This is a genomic window from Mesorhizobium sp. ORM8.1, from assembly GCF_053005525.2.
This window is the reverse complement of record NZ_JBRKPX020000002.1, coordinates 21485-41569: the sequence shown is the minus strand read 5'-3', so window position 1 is coordinate 41569 and position 20085 is coordinate 21485. Positions and strand designations below refer to the sequence as shown.

The 20085-nt window shown below is 56.7% G+C and carries 15 protein-coding genes and 2 pseudogenes; 10 read left to right on the top strand and 7 right to left on the bottom strand.

From position 1 onward, the window contains the following. Window positions 1–6: 6 nt before the first annotated feature. The 7 genes from ACVDG8_RS37080 (at window position 7) to ACVDG8_RS37050 (ending at window position 9941) form a co-directional block, all read left to right on the top strand. Entirely contained in the window at window positions 7–480 is a 474-nt protein-coding gene (locus tag ACVDG8_RS37080) for a MaoC family dehydratase (protein WP_447250588.1), read from the top strand. A gap of 2 nt (window positions 481–482) precedes the next feature. Then, on the top strand, window positions 483–1703 hold the full coding sequence (locus ACVDG8_RS37075) for a CaiB/BaiF CoA transferase family protein (protein WP_455707905.1): 1221 nt from the start codon (window positions 483–485) through the stop codon (window positions 1701–1703). 312 nt (window positions 1704–2015) lie between these two features. Next, entirely contained in the window at window positions 2016–3587 is a 1572-nt protein-coding gene (locus ACVDG8_RS37070) for a Re/Si-specific NAD(P)(+) transhydrogenase subunit alpha (RefSeq protein WP_447250587.1), read from the top strand. Between the two features lie 9 nt (window positions 3588–3596). Beyond that, a complete protein-coding gene (locus tag ACVDG8_RS37065) occupies window positions 3597–5033 on the top strand; it encodes an NAD(P)(+) transhydrogenase (Re/Si-specific) subunit beta (protein ID WP_447250586.1) in 1437 nt (478 codons plus the stop codon). Between the two features lie 271 nt (window positions 5034–5304). Then, a complete protein-coding gene (locus ACVDG8_RS37060) occupies window positions 5305–7020 on the top strand; it encodes a gamma-glutamyltransferase family protein (protein ID WP_447250585.1) in 1716 nt (571 codons plus the stop codon). Window positions 7021–7230: 210 nt separating this feature from the next. Then, window positions 7231–8076, top strand: coding sequence for a transporter substrate-binding domain-containing protein (locus ACVDG8_RS37055; RefSeq protein WP_447250584.1), 846 nt, complete (start codon window positions 7231–7233; stop codon window positions 8074–8076). A gap of 1079 nt (window positions 8077–9155) precedes the next feature. Next, window positions 9156–9941 (top strand): ABC transporter ATP-binding protein, encoded by a 786-nt coding sequence (locus ACVDG8_RS37050; protein WP_447250583.1) that lies wholly within the window; start codon window positions 9156–9158, stop codon window positions 9939–9941. Window positions 9942–10203: 262 nt separating this feature from the next. Here the strand turns inward: ACVDG8_RS37050 and ACVDG8_RS37045 are convergent, their stop codons facing one another. The 3 genes from ACVDG8_RS37045 to scpA all read right to left on the bottom strand — a co-directional run bounded on the left by ACVDG8_RS37045 (window position 10204) and on the right by scpA (window position 13370). After that, the gene (locus ACVDG8_RS37045) at window positions 10204–10509 is read right to left on the bottom strand and encodes a zinc-binding dehydrogenase (RefSeq protein ID WP_455707956.1); all 306 of its coding nucleotides are present in this window, start codon (window positions 10507–10509) and stop codon (window positions 10204–10206) included. Continuing rightward, window positions 10473–11177 (bottom strand): zinc-binding dehydrogenase, encoded by a 705-nt coding sequence (locus ACVDG8_RS37040; protein ID WP_455707904.1) that lies wholly within the window; start codon window positions 11175–11177, stop codon window positions 10473–10475. The genes ACVDG8_RS37045 and ACVDG8_RS37040 overlap by 37 nt, the downstream gene beginning before the upstream one ends. A gap of 72 nt (window positions 11178–11249) precedes the next feature. Then, window positions 11250–13370 carry a methylmalonyl-CoA mutase gene (gene scpA, locus ACVDG8_RS37035; RefSeq protein ID WP_455707903.1) on the bottom strand — a complete coding sequence of 707 codons (2121 nt, stop codon included), beginning with the start codon at window positions 13368–13370 and terminating at the stop codon, window positions 11250–11252. Between the two features lie 465 nt (window positions 13371–13835). Between scpA and ccrA the strand changes: the two are divergent. Then, window positions 13836–15075 (top strand): annotated as a pseudogene (gene ccrA / locus ACVDG8_RS37030) (crotonyl-CoA carboxylase/reductase). A gap of 40 nt (window positions 15076–15115) precedes the next feature. On the opposite strand, the gene ACVDG8_RS37025 reads toward ccrA, so the two are convergent. Further along, window positions 15116–15463 carry an ArsR/SmtB family transcription factor gene (locus ACVDG8_RS37025; RefSeq protein ID WP_447250579.1) on the bottom strand — a complete coding sequence of 116 codons (348 nt, stop codon included), beginning with the start codon at window positions 15461–15463 and terminating at the stop codon, window positions 15116–15118. A 605-nt stretch (window positions 15464–16068) separates the two neighbouring features. After that, the gene (locus ACVDG8_RS37020) at window positions 16069–16551 is read right to left on the bottom strand and encodes a thioesterase family protein (protein WP_447250578.1); all 483 of its coding nucleotides are present in this window, start codon (window positions 16549–16551) and stop codon (window positions 16069–16071) included. Between the two features lie 691 nt (window positions 16552–17242). Between ACVDG8_RS37020 and ACVDG8_RS37015 the strand changes: the two genes are divergently transcribed. Both ACVDG8_RS37015 and ACVDG8_RS37010 read left to right on the top strand, forming a co-directional pair. After that, window positions 17243–17734 carry a thioesterase family protein gene (locus tag ACVDG8_RS37015; RefSeq protein ID WP_447250577.1) on the top strand — a complete coding sequence of 164 codons (492 nt, stop codon included), beginning with the start codon at window positions 17243–17245 and terminating at the stop codon, window positions 17732–17734. A 54-nt stretch (window positions 17735–17788) separates the two neighbouring features. Continuing rightward, window positions 17789–18389, top strand: a pseudogene (locus tag ACVDG8_RS37010) (3-methyl-2-oxobutanoate hydroxymethyltransferase); the annotation flags it as partial. A 541-nt stretch (window positions 18390–18930) separates the two neighbouring features. On the opposite strand, the gene ACVDG8_RS37005 reads toward ACVDG8_RS37010, so the two are convergent. After that, window positions 18931–19389 carry a hypothetical protein gene (locus ACVDG8_RS37005; protein ID WP_447250576.1) on the bottom strand — a complete coding sequence of 153 codons (459 nt, stop codon included), beginning with the start codon at window positions 19387–19389 and terminating at the stop codon, window positions 18931–18933. Window positions 19390–19446: 57 nt separating this feature from the next. Beyond that, entirely contained in the window at window positions 19447–20049 is a 603-nt protein-coding gene (locus ACVDG8_RS37000; RefSeq protein WP_455707902.1) for a hypothetical protein, read from the bottom strand. Window positions 20050–20085 lie beyond the last annotated feature (36 nt).

The window sequence follows — 20085 nt, the reverse complement described above, 5'->3', positions numbered from 1 at the left end:
AGTATCATGGAAAGACTGGGTATCGGACTTTATTACGAAGACCTGCCGCTGGGTCGAAAATTCGCTACGCCTGGACGCACAGTGACGGAGGCGGACCTGGTGAACTTCGTCAATTGCGTGGGGATGACGGAGGTCTTGTTCACCAATATCGAATACGTCAAGTCGCACTCGGAACTTGGAAAACGCATCGTACCAGGGGCCCTTACGTTCAGCTTCGCCGAAGGCCTTCTGGCGGTCTACGCGAGCCAGGAGACTGCGGAGGCCTTTCTGGGCATGGAGCAGATGGCGATCCACGCGCCCACATGCGTCGGCGATACGATCCATGTGGAGTTCGAGGTCACGGAAGCTCGAAAAAGCAAGAGCAGGCCGCATCTCGGCATCGTCCGATCGGTGAACAGCGTGGTCAACCAACGGCAAGAGACCGTCATGAGCTATACGACGGCACGTATGGTTCGGTCTCGTAGTGAGGGACGCAAGTAATTATGGGACACGAGATTTCCAGTTCCGCAAACGATTCCAGCGGCGCTTTGCAGCACATTCGCGTTGTAGACCTCAGCATCAACATTCTCGGCCCGATCGCTACCCAGATTTTGGGCGACATGGGCGCGGATGTCATAAAGGTCGAGTCGCCGGAAGGCGACTTCATGCGATCGGTCGGACCGTCCCGAAACGAGCACATGGGCGCTTTTTTTCTAAACATGAACAGAAACAAACGTGGCGTCGTGCTCAATTTGAAGGACGACGCTTCGAAAGCGGCCCTTTTCCGGCTAATCGACACGGCGGACGTCCTTGTTCACAACATGCGGCCGGGTGCCGCCAAACGACTTGGGTTGGACTACGATTCCATCAAGAAGCGTAAGCCGGATATACTTTATGCGTGGGCTACCGGTTTTCGGAAGGACAGCAGCAGGAGCGAACTTCCAGCCTATGACGACGTCGTCCAGGGCATTAGCGGAATTCCCGATCTTTTCAGAAGGCGCAGCGGGGAACCCGAATATTTCCCGATGATGATCGCCGACAAGGTTTGCGGTTACAGCCTTGCCAACGCTATCATGGTGGGCCTGATCCACAGGGAGCGCACCGGCGAGGGGCAAGAAATCCACCTCCCGATGTACGACACGATGGTTGCCTTCAACCTGATCGACCATTTGTGGTACGGCGTTCTGGCCGAACCCGAAAGGGGTCTCGGTTATCAAAGGGCGTTGACGCCGCATCGCAAGCCTTACGCCACGAAAGACGGCTATATAGCCCTGATGGCGAGCACGGACGGACATTGGGCGAAAATGTTCGAGGTGCTGGAGCGACCGGAATTGGCGAAGGATCCACTCTACGCAAAGGCCGTCAATCGTGTTCCAAGGCTCGGCGAGCTTTACGAAATGCTCGGCGTGATGCTGAAGAACAAGACCACCGACGAATGGCTTGAGCTCTTCAACGAATTGCAGATTCCGAGCGGACGGATCAACACGCTTGAGGACTTACTAGCCGATCCTTACTTTGCCGAAGGAAATTTTTTCATACACCAGCAGCATCCGTCGGAAGGCGCCATGATCACCATGGCTTACCCTGCCAGTTTTTCAAAAACCGGAGCTTGTTATTCGAAGCCCGTGCCAAGGCTTGGTCAACACACGAAGGAAATCCTCGAAAGCCTCGACTTTTCGGCCGATCAGATCGCCGAAATCGAAGGGCGGGCGGTCGCCGGCTGAGCAAAGCCGCGCATCAGCAATTTTCTTGGAACCGGCGTCTGGTTCCATTGTCTAGTCACGCCGGGAACGGCGCGAGCGTTTTCAGTTAAATGAAAGCTAGCAGTCGGCCAGCCATGGACAACAAATTGTCTGACATGCGCTTTTCGCTGATATCGAGTGGTTGAATGCTCCACTTCGCGGCGTGGAAGCAGGTTGGCCCGATATCTTCCCAGGGCGTAGCGCCGCGTTTGGCGGTGTGTTGCCTGCTGAATCGGTCCGTTTGACGACATCTGGCAGGGCAACCCGTCTAGAGCGAATTAGAGAAATGATGCGATGAAGATAGGCGCGCTGAAGGAGACATATCCGGGCGAATTGAGGGTCGCGATAACGCCTACCTCCGCCGTGCAACTGGCAAAGCTCGGGCATCAGGTTTTCGTCGAGACGGGGGCAGGTGTCGCTTCCGGCTTTGGCGATGCTGACTACGAAAAGGCCGCAGCAACGGTGACGAGGTCCACCGCCGAGCTGACCGATACGGTCGACGTCGTCACCAAGGTTCGTCAGCCTACCGATGTCGAACTCGAGAGGATGAAGACCGGACAGACCCTGATCTCATTCTTTTTCCCTGCGCAGAATGCCTCGTTGCTGAAGCGGGGCGGCGAAAAGGGCGTAACCGTCGTCGCAATGGACATGGTGCCGCGCATCAGCCGCGCGCAAAAGATGGACGCGCTCTCCTCCATGGCCAATATTGCCGGCTATCGCGCCGTCATCGAGGCGGCAAACAACTTCGGGCGTTTCTTCACCGGCCAGGTGACCGCTGCAGGAAAGGTCGCTCCGGCCAAGGTGCTGGTGATCGGAGCCGGCGTCGCCGGGCTTGCCGCCATTGGCACCGCTCGCGGCCTGGGTGCGATCGTACGCGCGTTCGACGTGCGCCCGGAGGTCGCCGAGCAGATCGAGTCGATGGGCGGGGAATTCCTGCTTCTCGATTTTTCCGATTCCCAAGACGGCGGCGCCACCGGGGGCTACGCAGCGCCGTCGTCGCCGGAGTTCCGCGCCAAGCAACTCGAACTCTTTCTTTCCCAAGCTCCGGATGTGGATGTCCTCATCACCACGGCACTGATCCCCGGCCGCGATGCGCCGAAGCTGTGGACGGCCGAAATGGTCGGCGCGATGAAGCCCGGCTCGGTCGTGATCGACCTTGCCGCCGAGCGCGGCGGCAATTGCGATCTGACGGTCCCTGACGAGAAGATCGTCACCGGCAACAACGTCACCATCATCGGCTATACGGATTTTCCCAGCCGCATGGGCGCCCAGGCCTCGGAACTTTATGCCAACAACATCCGGCATTTTGTAGCCGATCTCACGCCGGCCAAGGATGGGATTATCAAGCACAATATGGAAGATGACGTGATCCGCGGGGCAACGGTCACGCATGGCGGCGCGACGACGTTTCCGCCGCCGCCGCCCAAGATCGCCGCGATCGCGGCGCAGAAGCCTAAAGCAAAGCCGCAGGAACTGACGCCGGAGGAGCAACGCGCCAAGGAACAGGCGAATTTCCGCGCGCAATCGCGCTCGCAATTCGCGCTTTTGGGCGCTGGATCCGTACTTATGCTAATCATCGGCCTGTATGCGCCTCCAAGCTTCATCGGCCATTTCATCGTATTCGTGCTGGCGTGCTTCGTTGGCTTCCAGGTAATTTGGAACGTCAGCCATTCGCTGCACACGCCTTTGATGGCCGTGACCAACGCGATCTCAGGCATTGTCATCCTGGGAGCGTTGCTGCAGATCGGGTTCTCTTCCTGGTGGGTTGTCGGCCTTTCGGCCGTCTCGGTGCTGATCGCGTCGATCAATATAGTCGGCGGATTTCTCGTCACACGGCGCATGCTCGCCATGTTCCAAAAGTCGTAAGGGGCGTCTATGGCATATGGATTGACCGCGGCGATCCATGTTGTCGTCGCCGTGCTCTTCATTCTCTCGCTTGGCGGCCTTTCCGGCCAGGAAAGCGCCAAGCGCGCCGTCTGGTACGGCATCGTCGGTATGGGGCTGGCTCTCGTCACCACCCTTGCCGGCGCGGGCACGAGCCACTGGTATTTGGCCATTATTACGCTCTCGCTTGGCGCCCTGATCGGCTATTATCTCGCCAATCGGATCCAGATGACGGAGATGCCGCAGCTTGTGGCGGCCCTGCATTCATTCGTCGGCCTCGCCGCCGTCTTCATCGGCTTCAACGCCGAAATCACGCTAATGGACGTGTTGGCCGCTCGCGTTCAGGATACGTCTGAGAATTTCACCGGCTTTGCGTCCGTGCTGGCACATAAAACGCCGGCAGAAATCGCGATGCTCAAGGTCGAGGTGTTCTTCGGCATATTCATCGGCGCGGCCACTTTCACCGGTTCGATTGTCGCTTTCGGCAAGCTGGCCGGCAAGATCGACGGCAAGTCGAAGAAATACTCTGGCGGCCATGTCCTGAACGCCGGCGCTGCGGTCATCTGCCTTGCTCTGGGCGTCGCCTATTTTCTCGGCGCCGGAGTTTGGACGCCGATCGTGGCCAGTTTGGTTGCCGGGTTCATCGGCTGGCATCTCATCATGGGGATCGGCGGCGCCGACATGCCCGTTGTGGTCTCCATGCTGAATTCCTATTCGGGCTGGGCGGCCGCCGCGATTGGCTTCACCCTGGGCAACGATTTGCTGATCGTCACGGGCGCCCTGGTCGGTTCATCCGGCGCGATCTTGTCCTATATCATGTGCAAGGCGATGAACCGGTCCTTCATCTCCGTCATCCTCGGCGGATTCGGCGCGCCGCAGCAGTCCGCCCTCCAGATCCAAGGCGAGCAGGTGGCGATAGACGTGGAAGGGGTGGCTGCCGCGCTCAATGACGCAGAGAGCGTCGTAATCGTGCCAGGATACGGTATGGCGGTCAGCCAGGCGCAGCAATCGGTCAGCGAACTGACCCACAAGCTGCGAGCGGCGGGCAAGAACGTGCGCTTCGCAATACACCCGGTCGCCGGCCGGCTGCCAGGGCACATGAACGTCCTACTCGCCGAGGCGAAGGTGCCCTACGACATTGTCTTGGAAATGGACGAAATCAACGACGACTTTCCAAACACCGACGTCGTCATCGTCATCGGGTCCAACGACATTGTCAATCCCGCCGCGCTGGAAGATCCGACAAGCCCGATTTCCGGCATGCCGGTGTTGGAGGTCTGGAAGGCTAAAACCGTGTTTGTGTCCAAAAGAGGCCGAGGCACGGGATATTCTGGGATCGAGAATCCACTGTTCTTTAAGGAAAATACACGGATGTTTTATGGCGATGCGAAAAAGTCGATAGACCAGCTTTTGCCGATGGTCGCTTGATCGACCGAGTACGCCGCCGCGCGCGGCACGCACCGGTCCCCATTCGTCCATTGAGGATCGAGATCTGCCTCGTTTCGGGTGACGGCCATGCCTTTTCGCCTCGTGTCCCGCATTCCGCCCGGTAAGGCCTCGACCCTCTTCGCCGGATCACGACGACGACAATTTCATGCCGTCGACAAACTTCTCATTTGACTGCGGACAATGGCGCTGAGTTCTAGAAGGCCACACCGAGAGCCTTGGATCATGCTCGAAGTAAATGGGGTTATGGCACATGAGCCACCTGCGCCGCCAAGAAATCGCCGACAATTTCATGGTCTCTGCCGGACAGCATCTCGCTACCGAAGCGGCCGTTGCCATCCTGGATGCGGGAGGAAATGCGATCGACGCCGGCGTCGCAGGCGCAATCACGCTCGCTGTTGTCCATAGCGACCAGGTCCAGTTCGCGGGCGTGGCGCCCATGATCCTCTATCTCGCCGCGCAAAAGCGCGCATACACGATCAGCGGGCTGGGCTGGTGGCCGCGTGCCACGCGCCTCGGCGATTTCATAAAGAAAGGAAAGGGGTTTATTCCGGAGGACATCACCCGAACGGTCGTCCCGGCCGCCCCGGACGCCTATATCCAAGCACTGAAAACTTTTGGGACCATGACCTTCTCGGAAGTCGCCGCCGCTGGGATTCGGCATGCGCGAGAAGGCGTCGCGGTCAATCGGATTATGGCCACCTTCCTTTCGGACAATGTCGATGGCTATAGGAGATGGCCGCAGAACGCTGCGATCTACCTGCGTGACGGAAACCCCCTGCGGGAAGGGGACATGCTGGTCCAGGAAGACCTTGCCCGCTCCATCCAGTATATGGCAGATGAAGAAAAGGCAGCTGCCCAGCGCGATCGGGCTGCGGGGCTCGATGCCGCGAGGGATGCTTTCTACCGCGGCGACATTGCCCAGACGATGGTTCGATTCCACCGCGAAAACGGCGGACTGCTGACCGCCGACGACCTGAACGATTTTCAATCGGACATCGAGGCACCCGTCTCATATCCGTTTCTAGGCACGACGGTTTTTTCTTGCGGGCCATGGTGCCAAGGCCCTGTTCTTCTCCAGATGCTATCGCTGCTAAGCAAACTGAATATTGACTCTCTTGGGCATAACTCCGTGGATTACATAAACACCGTAAGCCAGGTAATGGATTTATGCTTTTCAGATCGAGAACGTTATTTTGGCGATCCAAAGTTCGTTGATGTTCCTCTTGGCACTTTGTTGTCTGAAGAATATGCAGTCGCGAGAATAGCCCGGCTTAAGCCGCGTGAGGCCTTTCGGGATATGCCGCAGCCGGGAATGCTGGCCGAGCCGTACCGGTCGCGTCCGGACATTGCGCCGATGCCGGCCAGCGCAGAGCCCGGCTTGCCCGGCGACACATCTTGCATCAACGTGATCGATCGCGATGGAAACGGGTTTGCCTGTTCGCCAAGCGACGTATCGTGGGAAAGTCCGGTCATACCGGGTCTGGGATTTGCGCCTTCCACGCGCGGCGCCCAATCGTTCGCGATACCAGGCCATGCGTCTTGCATCGCCGCGGGCAAACGGCCACGCCTGACGCCGAACCCGGCGATGGCGCTGCGAGGCGACGGCGCGTTTCTGATGCCATTCAGCGCGCCGGGTGGGGATATGCAGCCGCAGGGGATGCTTCAGGTCCTTTTGAACCATCTCGTTTTCGGAATGGATATACAAACTGCGATCAACGCGCCCCGATTTGTGACCAGGAACTTTCCAGACAGCTTTGAGCCACACGATTATTACCCGGGCCGACTCGACATAGAGGAAGGCATCGGCCAAGAGGTCGGTGAAATCCTGGCTGGGTTTGGCCATCGTGTGAACTGGCTGCCGGAGAACTCGATCAAGACGTCGGCCGTTTACGCGGTTGTCAAAGCCAACAATCGGCTTCATGGCGGCGCGGACCTTCGGCGCACAGGGACAGCTTTGGGCCGCTGATCCAGGGACGTCGAAGCGTCAGCCTGCTCCAGTCTGCCACCCAGATTCTAGCCGCCGACGACTTGACGGTACGTTTTCCAACCGTCTTCGTCATGAGGAGAACTCATGAAGGTGAAAATAAAAGCATTTGATTGGATCCGCTGCGAGTGCCTCTCTTCCAAGAGCGCGCTGAATTCGCGGGCCAATTAAATAGCAATGGGAGCACGTCATATGGAGCCGGTCAAATCGCTTTTAATAGCCGCATATCTAGTCGTAGCGTCGACGAGCCTGGCCTTGGCGCTTCCCAACAGCATCACTATCGGAACAGAGGGTGCCTATCCGCCGTGGAACTTCACCGAGGCGGGAGGCAAGTTAAATGGTTTCGAGATCGACTTGGCAGCTGAGTTGTGCAAACGGATGAAGGTACAATGCACAATGGTTGCTCAGGACTGGAACGGCCTCATTCCAGGTCTGTTTGCAAAAAAATTTGACGCGGTAATGTCGGGCATTAAGCCGACGCCGAAACGTCGCGAAATTATGGCTTTCTCTCGCGACTATGGGGGGTTTCCAAACGGGTTTGCCGCCCTCAGTAGTGGACCGCTTGGTCAGATGAATAGTAGCGGAAAGCGCTTTGACCTAAACGGCAACGATGGTGTTGCCGCAAAGCAAATCGAGACTCTTAGACAGTTGTTAAAAGGGAAAACGATCGGCGTCCAGGTTGCCACGATCAATGAGGAGTTTCTTAAAAAATACTTCGCGGAATTTTCAATCAGGAGTTATACGAGAGCCGAGGAAAGCTACCTTGATCTGCTGTCTGGGCGCGTCGATGCCGTATTTTCTTCAACGGGCGCTCACCGCGCTGCATTCGTGAACCCCGAGTTTCGAGACTATGCCCCTGTAGGCCCGCTGTTTTTCGGCGGCGACATCTTGGGCGGCGGTGGTTCAATCGGTCTGAGGAAGGAAGACACTGAGTTGAGGGTCGCGTTCGATGAAGCGATCAATTCGATGATCAACGACGGGACGTTGAGGGAACTTTCGGTCAAATGGTTCAAGGAGGACATCACTCCGCAGCGCTGATGACGGAATAAGAGCTACCGCGCAGCAATAACGCCATAGCTGATCAATCTATCTTATGTATACATCGTCATCCGAAAACAATAGGAGGCAAATACGTGACTTACTTCGATCTGATCGTGACTCATGGTTGGGGGGGGATTGGTCTTGCCCAGGGGGCTCTGATAATCCTTGCCGTCTCACTTATCTCACTCGGAGTGGGAGCAATGCTTCGGTCTCTGAGCACATGGGGTAGACTGTCGCATGAAGCTTGGGGCAGTATCCTACCAGACTGTTACACGACTGGCCTGTGCGGGATACCTGATTTGTTTATCATATATCTGTTTTACATTGGCGGCAGTATGCTTTCAGGAGTGGTTGCAGCACTATTCGGCTACTCCTGGTTCATAGGATTACCGGTGTTCGCGACAGGTATAGTGGCGATAGCAGTCGTTTCTGCAGCCCATCAAGCGGAGGTGTTTCCTGGTGCGTTCCTGGCGATTTCGCGAGGGGAACTTGAAACGACTCGAAGCATAGGCATGCACCGCTTTGCGGTGTTTCGACGCATCATTGCGCCGCAGGCTTTGCGGTCGAGATACCTTCTCCGGAATCCCAGAAAGCGTGGCTAGGTCCTTTTTGCGTCCCCATATCTGTGCGCAGTGCTTGCATTCACGCCTAATACAGCTGCATATGAGGCGAGATCGTTTGGGGAGGGTTGGACGCAGTTCTTGTCGGAGCGGTTGAAGTCGCGCGGGCATGTGGCATGGCAAAGTTCATGATCATACTTCCCGTTGCGACCCGGCAGGCGCTGCGCGCGTATTCCAACGAGATCATTGGCATCGTTAAGTCGACGTCACTTGCGTCAATCGTGAGATTGATGAAAGCGACCGGCATCGCTGGCAGGTCAATATCAGAAACACGTCGAGTGATCGAGGTCTTCGTTTGCGCTGCGTCGATATATCTCCCGATAGACTTCCTTATAACAAGGTCTATTCTTTCTATTGAATGCTGGCCAAGCTCCCACCCACCTTAGGGTTAGCCCGGTCGGTTTATCCCAGTGAGCGACATTGGTATGCGGTCATGATATGGGCGGAGTAACACGGATGAACGATTTACATGCGTCCCTCATAGTCGAAGTGGAGGAACTCAGGAAAAGTTACGGACACTTGGATGTTCTTAAAGGGGTGTCACTGGGTGCTCGCAAGGGAGAAGTTATTTCCGTGTTAGGCGCATCTGGGTCGGGAAAGTCGACTATGCTGCGCTGCATAAGTATGCTGGATGTGCCAGACAGCGGCGTGGTTCGCATCGCGGGTGAAACCATAGGCCTAAGAAAGGGGCGGGACGGCAAGATGCGAGCGGCTGACGTTAGGCAAGTCGATCGGATCCGGTCCAGCTTGGGAATGGTCTTCCAGAGCTTCAATCTATGGTCACACATGACCGTACTCGAGAATGTTATCGAGGGCCCGATACACGTGCAGAAACGTTCCCGGGCCAGCGTCGTCCCCGAAGCTGAGGAATTACTTAATAAGGTCGGTATCGCCGATAAACGCAACCATTATCCTGCTCATCTGTCTGGGGGCCAGCAGCAACGCGCCGCGATCGCACGCGCTTTGGCGATGCAACCGAAGGTTATGCTTTTCGACGAACCGACATCCGCACTTGATCCAGAGTTGGTTGGAGAGGTACTCCGCGTCATAAGAAACCTCGCCGAAGAGGGCCGAACTATGCTGATCGTGACACATGAGATGAACTTCGCGCGAGATGTCTCTAATCGGGTCATTTTTCTGCATCGTGGGCTGGTCGAAGACGATGGGGCGCCTTTTGAAATTTTTAGAAATCCAAAGTCGGAGAGATTCCGTCAATTTTTGACCAATCACCTTAGAAACTAAATCTAGTTGAGACGTTTCTGAGACCGGGCCCGCGCCCCGGAACTCTAAGCGAACTTTTGGACACGTCGTTTTCACGCCTAATATTTGAGGGTACGGCAAGATCCCCGAACCGTTAGCGCGGACCTGATACTTCGGAACATCAAAGGAGCGCTACCGCCGGAGGATTGAGCTCGGAACACCCGCGTTTTGGGGCTGAGAAGTCGCGTCCGGCTAGACTGTACCGTTAATCGTCTGTCGGGAAATCGGAGCATAGATCAAGGCATTAGAAGGTGATCACGACTTTCCCCTTCACGTTGCGGCGCTCAATAGATGATAGGGCATCGCTGATCCGCTCCAACGGATAGCGGGCGTCAATGCGAGGCGACAGAAGCCCATCGGCGACCTGTGCCAGGAGCCACTCGGTCAATCGCCGGTAACCTGGGCGATCGCGGTGGGCCCAAGCGCTCCAATGGATTCCGATAACGTCTATCGACTTCAGCATGACGAGGTTTAATGGGAGCTTCGGTATCGGACCCGCCGCGAAACCTACGACTAGATAGCGTCCGCCCCATGCGGTGGCCCGAACCAGCTGCTCGGTGAGATTTCCCCCGTAACGTCGAGCACAACATCCGCTCCGACATCATTGGTAAGTCTGCGAACGGCGTCTTTCACATTGTCGCCATCAGGGTCCACGATCAGATCGATGCCTAGTGCCCGGAGCTCAGCAATCTTGTGGTCGCCATTGGCACAAGCGATCACACGTGCCCCAAACAGCTGACCCAACTCTATCGCGGCGCTTCCTACGCCGCCGGATGTGCCAGTGACTACCAGTGTCTCTCCTTTTGACAGAAACGCACGATCCCGGAATGCGTAAACAACCGTTCCGTAGGTGATGATAACGGCGGCGGCCTGTTCCATGGTAACGTTATCGGGTATCCGAACGAGAGCCGACTCTTTGATTGCGACCCTCGCTCGCGCCGCGCCATGGCCCACATAGGCACAAACGCGGTCCCCCACCCGAAAATCCGTGATCGCCTTGCCAACCTCCACGATATAGCCAGCGCATTCAGCTCCTGGCGAAAATGGGCGCGATGGCTTCACCTGGTAGCGGTCACAGATAATTAGAGTGTCCATGAAATTGAGAGCAGTCACCGCGACCTCGATAACAACCTCGTCTGCTTTCGCGGTCGGTGGATCGATATCGCAGATCTGGAGAGTGTCGGAAGGACCGACTTGGATAGAAATTGCTGCACGCAATAGCGTTTCCTCAATTTAGCCGAAGGTATGCACAGTTCGACGAAGCATGGTTTCCCAAGCCACCTCGAGGTCCTAGTTATTCCGGCGTTTGCCTTCTATCAGGTCGAGCACGGCGCGCGCGGCGTCGAGTACATTGGTGCCAGGACCGAAGACCGCGGCGACGCCGTGATCGAGCAGGAACTGATAATCCTGTCGTGGGATGACGCCGCCGGCCACCACGATTACGTCCGAAGCACCATTTGCCTTGAGCGCCTCGACCAGTTGGGGCGCCAGGGTCTTATGGCCGGCCGCCAGTGAGGACAAGCCGACCACATGGACCTTCCGCGTCGCCGCAAGGTCCGCCGCTTCCTGCGGCGTCTGGAACAGCGGCCCAGCAATCACATCGAACCCGACGTCCCCAAAGGCCGAGGCGATGACCTTGGCTCCGCGGTCATGGCCGTCCTGTCCGAGCTTGGCCACCAATATCCTGGGCGCTTCTCCCCGGTCGGCCCGCAGGGCTGCGAGGCGTTTCACCAGCATCTCGTATTCCGGCTCACCACGGTAGGCAGCATCATAGACCTTGCGCACTACGTTCGGGGTCGCGGCATGGTCGCCGAAGACCTTGCGCAGCGCATCCGATATCTCGCCGACCGTTGCGCGGGCCCTGGCAGCCTCGACGGCTGTCGCCAAGATATTGCCCTCGCCAGAGCGGGCGACCTGACCCAGCGCGGCAAGTACCTTTGCGACCCTTGCGGGATCTCGCTGGCGCCTGATCGTTTCGATGCGTGCGATCTGTGCGGTCCGCACCGCCTTGTTGTCGATGTCGAGGATGTCGAGTTGCGCTTCCTCTTCGAGCCTGTACCGGTTGACGCCGACGATCACCTCGTCGGCGCGGTCGATCGCCGCTTGTTTGCGGGTCGCGGCTTCCTCGATCATGCGCTTGGGCAGTCCGTCATGGACGGCCTTGGTCATGCCGCCCATGGCCTCGACGTCCTCGATCATCGCCCAGGCGGCGTCGGCGAGCTCTTTGGTCAGGCTCTCGACATAATAAGAGCCTGCCAGCGGATCGACCACCTTCGTCACGCCCGTCTCATGCTGCAGGATCAACTGCGTGTTGCGTGCAATGCGAGCTGAGAACTCGGTCGGCAGCGCGATCGCCTCGTCGAAGGAATTGGTGTGCAGGCTCTGCGTGCCGCCAAGCACCGCGCTCATCGCCTCGAAGGCGGTTCGCACGATGTTGTTGTAGGGATCCTGCTCCTGCAGCGACACGCCGGATGTCCGACAGTGCGTGCGCAGCATCAGCGACGAGGCCTTCTTGGGCTGGAACTCTTCCATGATGCGCGTCCACAGCAGCCGCGCTGCGCGCAGCTTGGCCGCCTCCATGAAGAAGTTCATGCCGATCGCGAAGAAGAAGGACAGCCGGCCTGCGAAGTCGTCGACATCCAGGCCTTTCTGCAGCGCAGCGCGGACATATTCGCGCCCGTCGGCCAGCGTGAAGGCGAGTTCCTGCACCAGCGTCGCCCCGGCCTCCTGCATGTGGTAGCCGGAAATCGAGATCGAGTTGAATCTGGGCATCTCCCTCGCCGTGTATTCAATGACGTCGGCGACGATGCGCATCGAGGGCTCCGGCGGGTAGATGTAGGTGTTGCGAACCATGAACTCCTTGAGAATGTCATTCTGGATCGTGCCTGAGAGTTGCGCGCGGGGCACGCCCTGCTCCTCGCCCGCAACGATGAAACTGGCGAGGATCGGAATCACCGCACCATTCATGGTCATCGACACCGATATCTTGTCGAGCGGGATGCCGTCGAACAGGATCTTCATGTCCTCGACGGAATCGATCGCCACGCCCGCCTTGCCGACATCGCCCTCGACGCGGGGATGGTCGCTGTCATAGCCGCGATGAGTGGCAAGGTCGAAGGCCACCGACACGCCTTGCTGGCCGGCGCCAAGCGCCTTGCGGTAGAAGGCGTTGGAAACCTCCGCAGTCGAGAAGCCGGCATATTGGCGAATCGTCCATGGGCGGCCGGCATACATGGTTGCGCGCGGCCCGCGCAGGAACGGTTTTTGCCCCGGCGAGCCGCCGAGATGGTCGTTTCCCTCGAGATCCTGTGCTGTGTAGAGAGGTTTGAGTGCGATGCCTTCCGGCGTGCGCCAGATAAGCGTGTCGGGATCTGCCTTGACCTCATGGGCGGCCAGTGTTCTCCAATCCATTCAACAGACCCTTTTCGTGCGCGATCCGGCTTGCGGCTCGATAAATCGGCGATCCACCACTACGAATGACGCTTGCCAGAATAGTTTGATTATTTTACGACTATCAAACTCAACTCGCAAGGCCTCTAAGGACGGATACGGCTGCGAGAGGGGCTTACTAGAAACTCACGGTGGGTGATCGAATGACTGATACCCGTGACCACAGTCTAGGGGAGAGCAGAGATGGTAACTATGGAGATCCTTCATGACAGTCTAACATCACTGGCCAAAGAACGGGTGGACTGCGGGACGAATTCGACGCTGCCCCGTGTCCATGTTTGGCGCGTACGTGCACCGGAGAAGGCGCTCTGCGAGTCCGTTGCCGCCAAGAGCCTGCGTGGGGGCGGCCACTTTGCTTAATCACTGCAATGGCGCGCTTTCCAGCGCGGGCGTGAATATTCCAAACACACTCTGGAGTTGTTTAAAATGGTAGACATTGTGCCGATTGGGTCCTTGCCACCCATTGGGGAAATCCCCAAGCGCATGTACGCGCAAACGATTCGATCCAGCCGCTTAGGCGACCCGGTCGATGCGTTTAAGGTTGAGGAGATCGATGTTCCCACCCCTGGTGACCATGAGGTACTTATTGCTGTGATGGCAGCCGGCCTCAACTTCAACAACGTTTGGGCGGCCAAGGAGTGCCGATTGATGTGATCGCTGTGCGGCAAGGGCAGGGATCGCCACATGGCTTTCATATCGGCGGCAGCGACGCATCGGGCATCGTTTATGCTATTGGCTCCAAGGTCTCGAAAATAAAGGTAGGCGACGAAGTAGTGGTAGCTCCTGGAAGCTGGGCCCCCAACGACCCACATGTGAAGGCAGGCAAAGACCCCATGTTGGCCGCAAGTGCGCAAATCTGGGGCTACAACACCAACTTCGGTTCGTTCGGCCAGTTTTGCATCGCTTATGACCACCAGGTTATGCCTAAGGCTAACCACCTAACTTGGGAACAAGCGGCGGCACCCACACTTGTCGGTGCTACCGCCTTCCGGATGCTGCATGGCTGGAAGGAGCACGCTGTCGACAAAAACGACGTCGTATTAGTCTGGGGCGGCTCCGGCGGTGTCGGCTCGCAAGCCATCCAAATTGCGCGTGAAGCGGGCGCTCTTCCGGTTGCCGTTGTCTCTGGCGAAGACAAGGGGGAATATTGCAAGTCACTGGGCGCAGTTGGCTATATTGATCGCCGCGAATTCACACATTGGGGCAGCCGCCGCACTGGACAGATGACGCTGCTCAGAAGGCGTGGACCTCGCAAGCGCGGGCCTTTGGCAAGAAGATTTGGGATATTCTCGGCGAACGGCGCAGCCCGCGCATCATCGTCGAGCATCCTGGCGAGGATACAATCCCGACCTCGATCTTCTGTTGTGATACTGCCGGCATGGTCGTCATCTGTGCCGGTACGACGGGCTACTCGGCAGTGGTGGATTTGCGGTACCACTGGGTGCGTCAGAAGCGCCTTCAGGGCTCACACGGCTCGAACGAGGGGCAGTCGAAAGCCTACAACGAGTTGGTCCGCAGCGGGCGAATCGATCCCTGCCTCGGTGAGGTTCGCGACTTCGAGCAGGTCGGCAAGGCCCACCAGGATATGATGAACGGCAAACTCCCACCGGGGAACACGACAATCCTCGTTGGCGCAGCTAAGCCCGGTCTTGGTGCATCGTCCTGACCAATCCTCGCTAGTCAGAATGCCGTCGGGCGAGATTTGTTCAAGCTGCCGTTGCAGCCGGGCGGTCAGGGCTCGGATTGGGGGACTGCTGCTCGCTCGACGGAACGGAGGAGGCAAGCCGCCGGCGAAGCCCAGGCATAACCTCGTCTAGCACATCGCGGCGCGGTGTGTAGAAGTAGTTGCGGCCCTGTTTGCGCACCGAAATCAGCTTTGCATGGGCGAGGATCTTAACATGGTAGGAGACGGTTGACTTTGCAACAGCAAGTCTGTCAATGAGCGCAGTGCACGGCATCTCGCCGGCTTCGTCGATCATCTGAATCATCTGCAACCGCGTAGCTTCACTCAGCGCGGTGAAAATCACGGTGTAGCGCTCAAGGTCGACCGTCATCCGTTGCCTCATGTCAGCGATTGTTCGAAAACTATCTAATGAGGCCGCGTTCAAAAGGCCAGATCTTTCTCTCTCCATGTCACTGCCTCCATGTCACTGCGGAACGCGGGAGCGGGTTTCTGGCTAGGTCAGGAAGCTTCAGAAACACGGCTCGAGCAACCCAGGAATCTGTGTTGTTGTTGCCGCACAGATTGACTGCGGTGCCAGTTGACCGTCTTAGAGTGGACCGGATGCTGCCAAGGCAATCCTAGGCTTCGACTTTCGTGCGAGAGGGACATATAGTTCCCGGGACCCATCTGTGCTCGAAGGCCTGAACGCCGCTTAATTGGGCTGCCGGCAATGAGTCCAACTTGGTGACGCAGATCAGGCCGATATTGCGGATGCCGGTGGGACAACACGTTGCCACAAGGTGCAGAAGGCAACGTGCCAAGGCCATACCGCTCCACCGGTCATTGCCATCCCTCGCTTCGGTCAAGGCGGTCTTATTGGCGGTCCCCTGCGTCGCGTCTCCGACTGGAGAGGCGACGGGACGTCGTGCACTATAACGGCGCATTCTTAGGCTTGCTTGGTGTCCAATGCCCTAGGCTGCTTCGCTGACTCGTGGCTTAGGACCTTCGTATTGAAATCGATGCGTTCGCCCGCTCCGGCCGAGGCGTGTCATGGTACATCGCCGAAATGTTCTGAAGTTCCAGTAAGGCGTTTGTCGGAATCGGTTCACCGGATGGCTTCTGTCCTTCCAATCGTTTCATGTGCATAAGCATCAGCTCGTAGTATGCGCAAATTTCTGAATCTTTATTATGCATCGAAAATATTGCGTGTATTCTCCGCGAATCGTAGTCAATAACATTTCCAGATATAGTTATCTCATCGCGCATATGAAGTTCCCTGAGGAATGACGTGTGAGATTCCAACGTATAAACTGTGCAATTATTTTCCTCACGGTATGCAGAGCCTAGCCCGATTTTATCCAGAAAAATTTCGAGGGCAACATTGAACGCGATAGGGTAGGCGAAATCGCCCATATGTCCGTTGTAATCTACCCATTCATGCTTAACGACGGTGGTCAGGATATTTTGTAGGGGCAGCATTGATCTCTCCATCAGTCCGGTATCAGTCCGGTTTAACATCCGATTTGAACGCTTTTGGCTTCGCCGCAACTATGAGTGGCGTAGCCCTGGAAGATCGGGGCAATATCATCCTAATCTCCATGTGGTTATCGACGTGGGTTGATATGCGGTTCACGTTCACGAATAGCGCAATTAGCGTTCGCTGCGTTAAATCCAGCAAATGTCCAGATACTGTGGCAGCCGCCGGGGCCCTAAGCCGCATCGGTTCGTTGATAAAGGTGACGCATTATATTATCAATTGTCATATCACCCTGCAGGATTTTTCGACGATGAGACCCTCTCGACCGCGCCGATGCGCCAAAAAGTCCTGCTGCGAAGGCGGAGGAATTTTCGATCGCACCGCCATGACCGGCGAAAACACGTAGATAAGGGTGATTATATATCCAGCACAACGAATCTCGATAGAAAAGACGCCGATGACGAAACTGGAGGGCCCAGAACTGACCGACGAGCTGTGCCCGCGCATGATGAAAGGCTGTAACTTATGCGACCGGCCGTTCGGCATTTGAGCTAGACGCCCGTCGCGATCTATTGCCGATTGAACGGCTCCCGCTGTAAAAAAATGTTGGCCCGAGTCGGAAGGTATCCGCGCCGTCACTGCGGCTATTTTTGCGACCGGCTCGTGGTTTCGCTATCACTCTTGGAGAGTTTTATGACTTCGCTACCAACTGTCCTTAGCGTTCCCGTGAAACAGGAATGGATAGATCATAATGGGCACATGGGGAGCTTTGCCTACGCCACGGTGTTCAATCAAGCGCTTGAGGCGTTACTTGAATCTATAGGTATCGATGAAGACTATCTCAATAATACGGATCGAACTATATATACGATAGAAACACATACTTCATATCTTAAAGAACTACGTATCGGAGATACTGTTAAAGTGTCGGCGCAGCTGCTGAGCTATGATTCGAAAAGGATGCACTTATTGTTAGTTTTGAATAACGATAAAAATGAGACATGTTCATATTATGAGGTGAGGCTCTTGCATGTAAGGTTGTACGCAGGAGAGCGGCCCATAGCTGATGCCCTGCCGGAGGTATCGCTTCAGGCGCTCAAAGCAATGCTCAAGGAGCATAGTAAATTACCAAGGCCGGAGAAGGCCCATCCGTCTATCTCGATCGGCGGGACAAGCCCTACATGACGCAGCGGCTGCCCCGGCGACCATTGTTTCCGTCAACATAGGTGCGAGTTGCCAGTGAGCGTCATTGGAAAGGCGAGATCCATAACACCACCGGACGTGATCGCCCGAAAAGGAGCGGCGCCGGTGGTTTGTCTCACAGCTCACACTGCGCCAATGGCGAGCCTCTTCGACCGGGATTGTGACGTCGCCCTCCTAGGCGAAAGTTCGGCATGGCGCTACAAGTCCTGTGCTCGACACTCGGCGTCACGCTCGACATGATAATGATGCATGGGAAGGACTTGAGCGAGCACTTATGATCGTCGACATGCCATTCGTCTCGTACGAGGAGGGGCCAGAGCAGGCCTTCCGCAAGCTGCGCGATTGACGACGGAGACTCGCTGCGCGGCCGTGAGCTCGAGGGCGGCGAGAGCATGGCTGTCACGATCCGCTTTCTTTCCGCTCGCGGCATCCCAGTTATGGAGAATTTTGGGCTGATGCCGTGGGCGGTGAGCACATTCGGTGGCTATCGGGTGCAGGGGCGGGGCGATGATGCCGACTGGATAAGGCGCGATGCTGCCGCAGTCGCGGGTCCGGAGCCTTTTCCATGGTGCTGGAGAAGGTTCCTGTAAAGCTTGCACGCCAGATCACGCGAGAAGTCGCTATTCCGATTATCGGGACGCGGTTCGGAATGACGATTGAACGCGGCGTCGTTTGGCTTTGCTCAACCAAGCGCGCCGTCTCCTGAAGTTCTGAATGACTCGGAGCTCCAATGATAACATGGAATTGAGTAAGCGCTGTCGACCCGAGCACCCTTTGGCTAATGCTTATCAAGTGATCGCCTCAACGTTGTTCCAGCTACACAGCTTAATGTGCGTCCTAAACGCCTCTACGGCGACGTTTTCGACTAGCAAGCGTTTGAAATTAGCAACGTTACTTCATATGGTTATATAATTCCATAAGATAGATTATGCGACTTTCAAATATTTTTCGCACTTTAAAAGTAAAGAAACAGCTTAGTAGGCTTTAATGACACTTGTCAAGGGCCGATAGCCCTCAGCTCCTAACAGTAACGCCTACTCGATGTGTTGTTTTGACAGACAGGCGCTACTTAAGGCTTCACCCGTCCTTTTTGATTAAATCTCTCAACTCTTCTGAGCAGTCGGGCAGGCGTTCCAGGTCAGCCATTTCGTCCTTGGTTCGCCTCCCTCTCGGTGCACTCACTTGTGCGGCATGCAATAGACCCCCTCGGATTCCATCAGAACCGCGCCACCCTTCAACTCGCTCAGTGCGCCGACCCACGCTTGCGAATAAGTGCGGCTGGCATCCACGGCCGTCAGCCAAAGAACGCGATTGTCGGCCAATTCAACTTTAACTTCCTGCTGCAAAGGGCTCCCCTGCACGGTCTGTTGATAGTGCCGTTTGATCCTGACATTGCTGGCCGGAAACTCAGCTTCGTTGCTGCCGTAGTTCAGCACAAATCCAGTGTGGTCCTCAGCCACCGAGCAACCGCCATCACGCTCGCATACGATTTTGGCAGCTGTGTTGCAGTCCCATTTTAGTGAAGCGGGCCACATAGGATTGTCCACGTTTGATCGCGGCTTGTCGCTCTGACCAGCCTCTGTCAACACAGCGCCTATATTGAAAATCACAGTGGACAGGAGAAGCACCTTGAACACTACAAACCACCCTGAATTGTCACCCTCATAGTACCTCGTCCTGCGTGATCACCTGGCTCATGGCATGTTGAGATTGAACCAGCTTTTCTGGCGCACGCCGTTCGCGTCATCATACTCGATGAACCAGGGCTTTCCGCGCAGCGGTCGAGGGATGGTGTAGTAGGTCGGGTCATTACCAAGGGAATGCCCTCGATCGTTTCCCGCGGTCTGGATTGTTGCCGCAACCACCTTACCGTCGATTTCGATTTGGACCGGACGTGATCCGTCTCCATGATGCCCGCCGAGGGCGTTGTTTTTGAAAACAACGGGCAGGGAGAGCCTATCGGCCGCGATGCGGCAGATATTCCGTTCTTGACCTAAGCCCGGCCGATCAGATTCGGCGCTGCCAACTGCTTGCCAGCCAGACGGACAATCCTCATACTTCTCATATCTCGCCGCGCTGGAGTTGGCTTGCGGACAGGTCGGCCAATTAAAACCCGGGGCTTCCATCGCCGCAATCAACTTGTAAATTGGCGGGTGGCACGAGGGGGTGCCTTGCCAGTCGCCGGAAAGACATAGGAGAACCTGACAGCCCCATTCCGACGCTTTTGATTGGGATGGAAGAGCTGCGGCGCCCGCGATGGCGACGGCACCCCCAAGTAGGAATTTGAGTATGGTCATAGCCTTTTCCTCGCTGCAGATTTGACAGTTTACTAT

What these genes read in the sequence shown, in the direction of transcription:
- ACVDG8_RS37080 (WP_447250588.1), top strand. Translation starts at nt 7, where the DNA reads ATGGAAAGACTGGGTATCGGACTTTATTACGAAGACCTGCCGCTGGGT.
- ACVDG8_RS37075 (WP_455707905.1), top strand. Translation starts at nt 483, where the DNA reads ATGGGACACGAGATTTCCAGTTCCGCAAACGATTCCAGCGGCGCTTTG.
- ACVDG8_RS37070 (WP_447250587.1), top strand. Translation starts at nt 2,016, where the DNA reads ATGAAGATAGGCGCGCTGAAGGAGACATATCCGGGCGAATTGAGGGTC.
- ACVDG8_RS37065 (WP_447250586.1), top strand. Translation starts at nt 3,597, where the DNA reads ATGGCATATGGATTGACCGCGGCGATCCATGTTGTCGTCGCCGTGCTC.
- ACVDG8_RS37060 (WP_447250585.1), top strand. Translation starts at nt 5,305, where the DNA reads ATGAGCCACCTGCGCCGCCAAGAAATCGCCGACAATTTCATGGTCTCT.
- ACVDG8_RS37055 (WP_447250584.1), top strand. Translation starts at nt 7,231, where the DNA reads ATGGAGCCGGTCAAATCGCTTTTAATAGCCGCATATCTAGTCGTAGCG.
- ACVDG8_RS37050 (WP_447250583.1), top strand. Translation starts at nt 9,156, where the DNA reads ATGAACGATTTACATGCGTCCCTCATAGTCGAAGTGGAGGAACTCAGG.
- scpA (WP_455707903.1), bottom strand. Translation starts at nt 13,370, where the DNA reads ATGGATTGGAGAACACTGGCCGCCCATGAGGTCAAGGCAGATCCCGAC.
- ACVDG8_RS37025 (WP_447250579.1), bottom strand. Translation starts at nt 15,463, where the DNA reads ATGACGGTCGACCTTGAGCGCTACACCGTGATTTTCACCGCGCTGAGT.
- ACVDG8_RS37020 (WP_447250578.1), bottom strand. Translation starts at nt 16,551, where the DNA reads ATGCTGCCCCTACAAAATATCCTGACCACCGTCGTTAAGCATGAATGG.
- ACVDG8_RS37015 (WP_447250577.1), top strand. Translation starts at nt 17,243, where the DNA reads ATGACTTCGCTACCAACTGTCCTTAGCGTTCCCGTGAAACAGGAATGG.
- ACVDG8_RS37000 (WP_455707902.1), bottom strand. Translation starts at nt 20,049, where the DNA reads ATGACCATACTCAAATTCCTACTTGGGGGTGCCGTCGCCATCGCGGGC.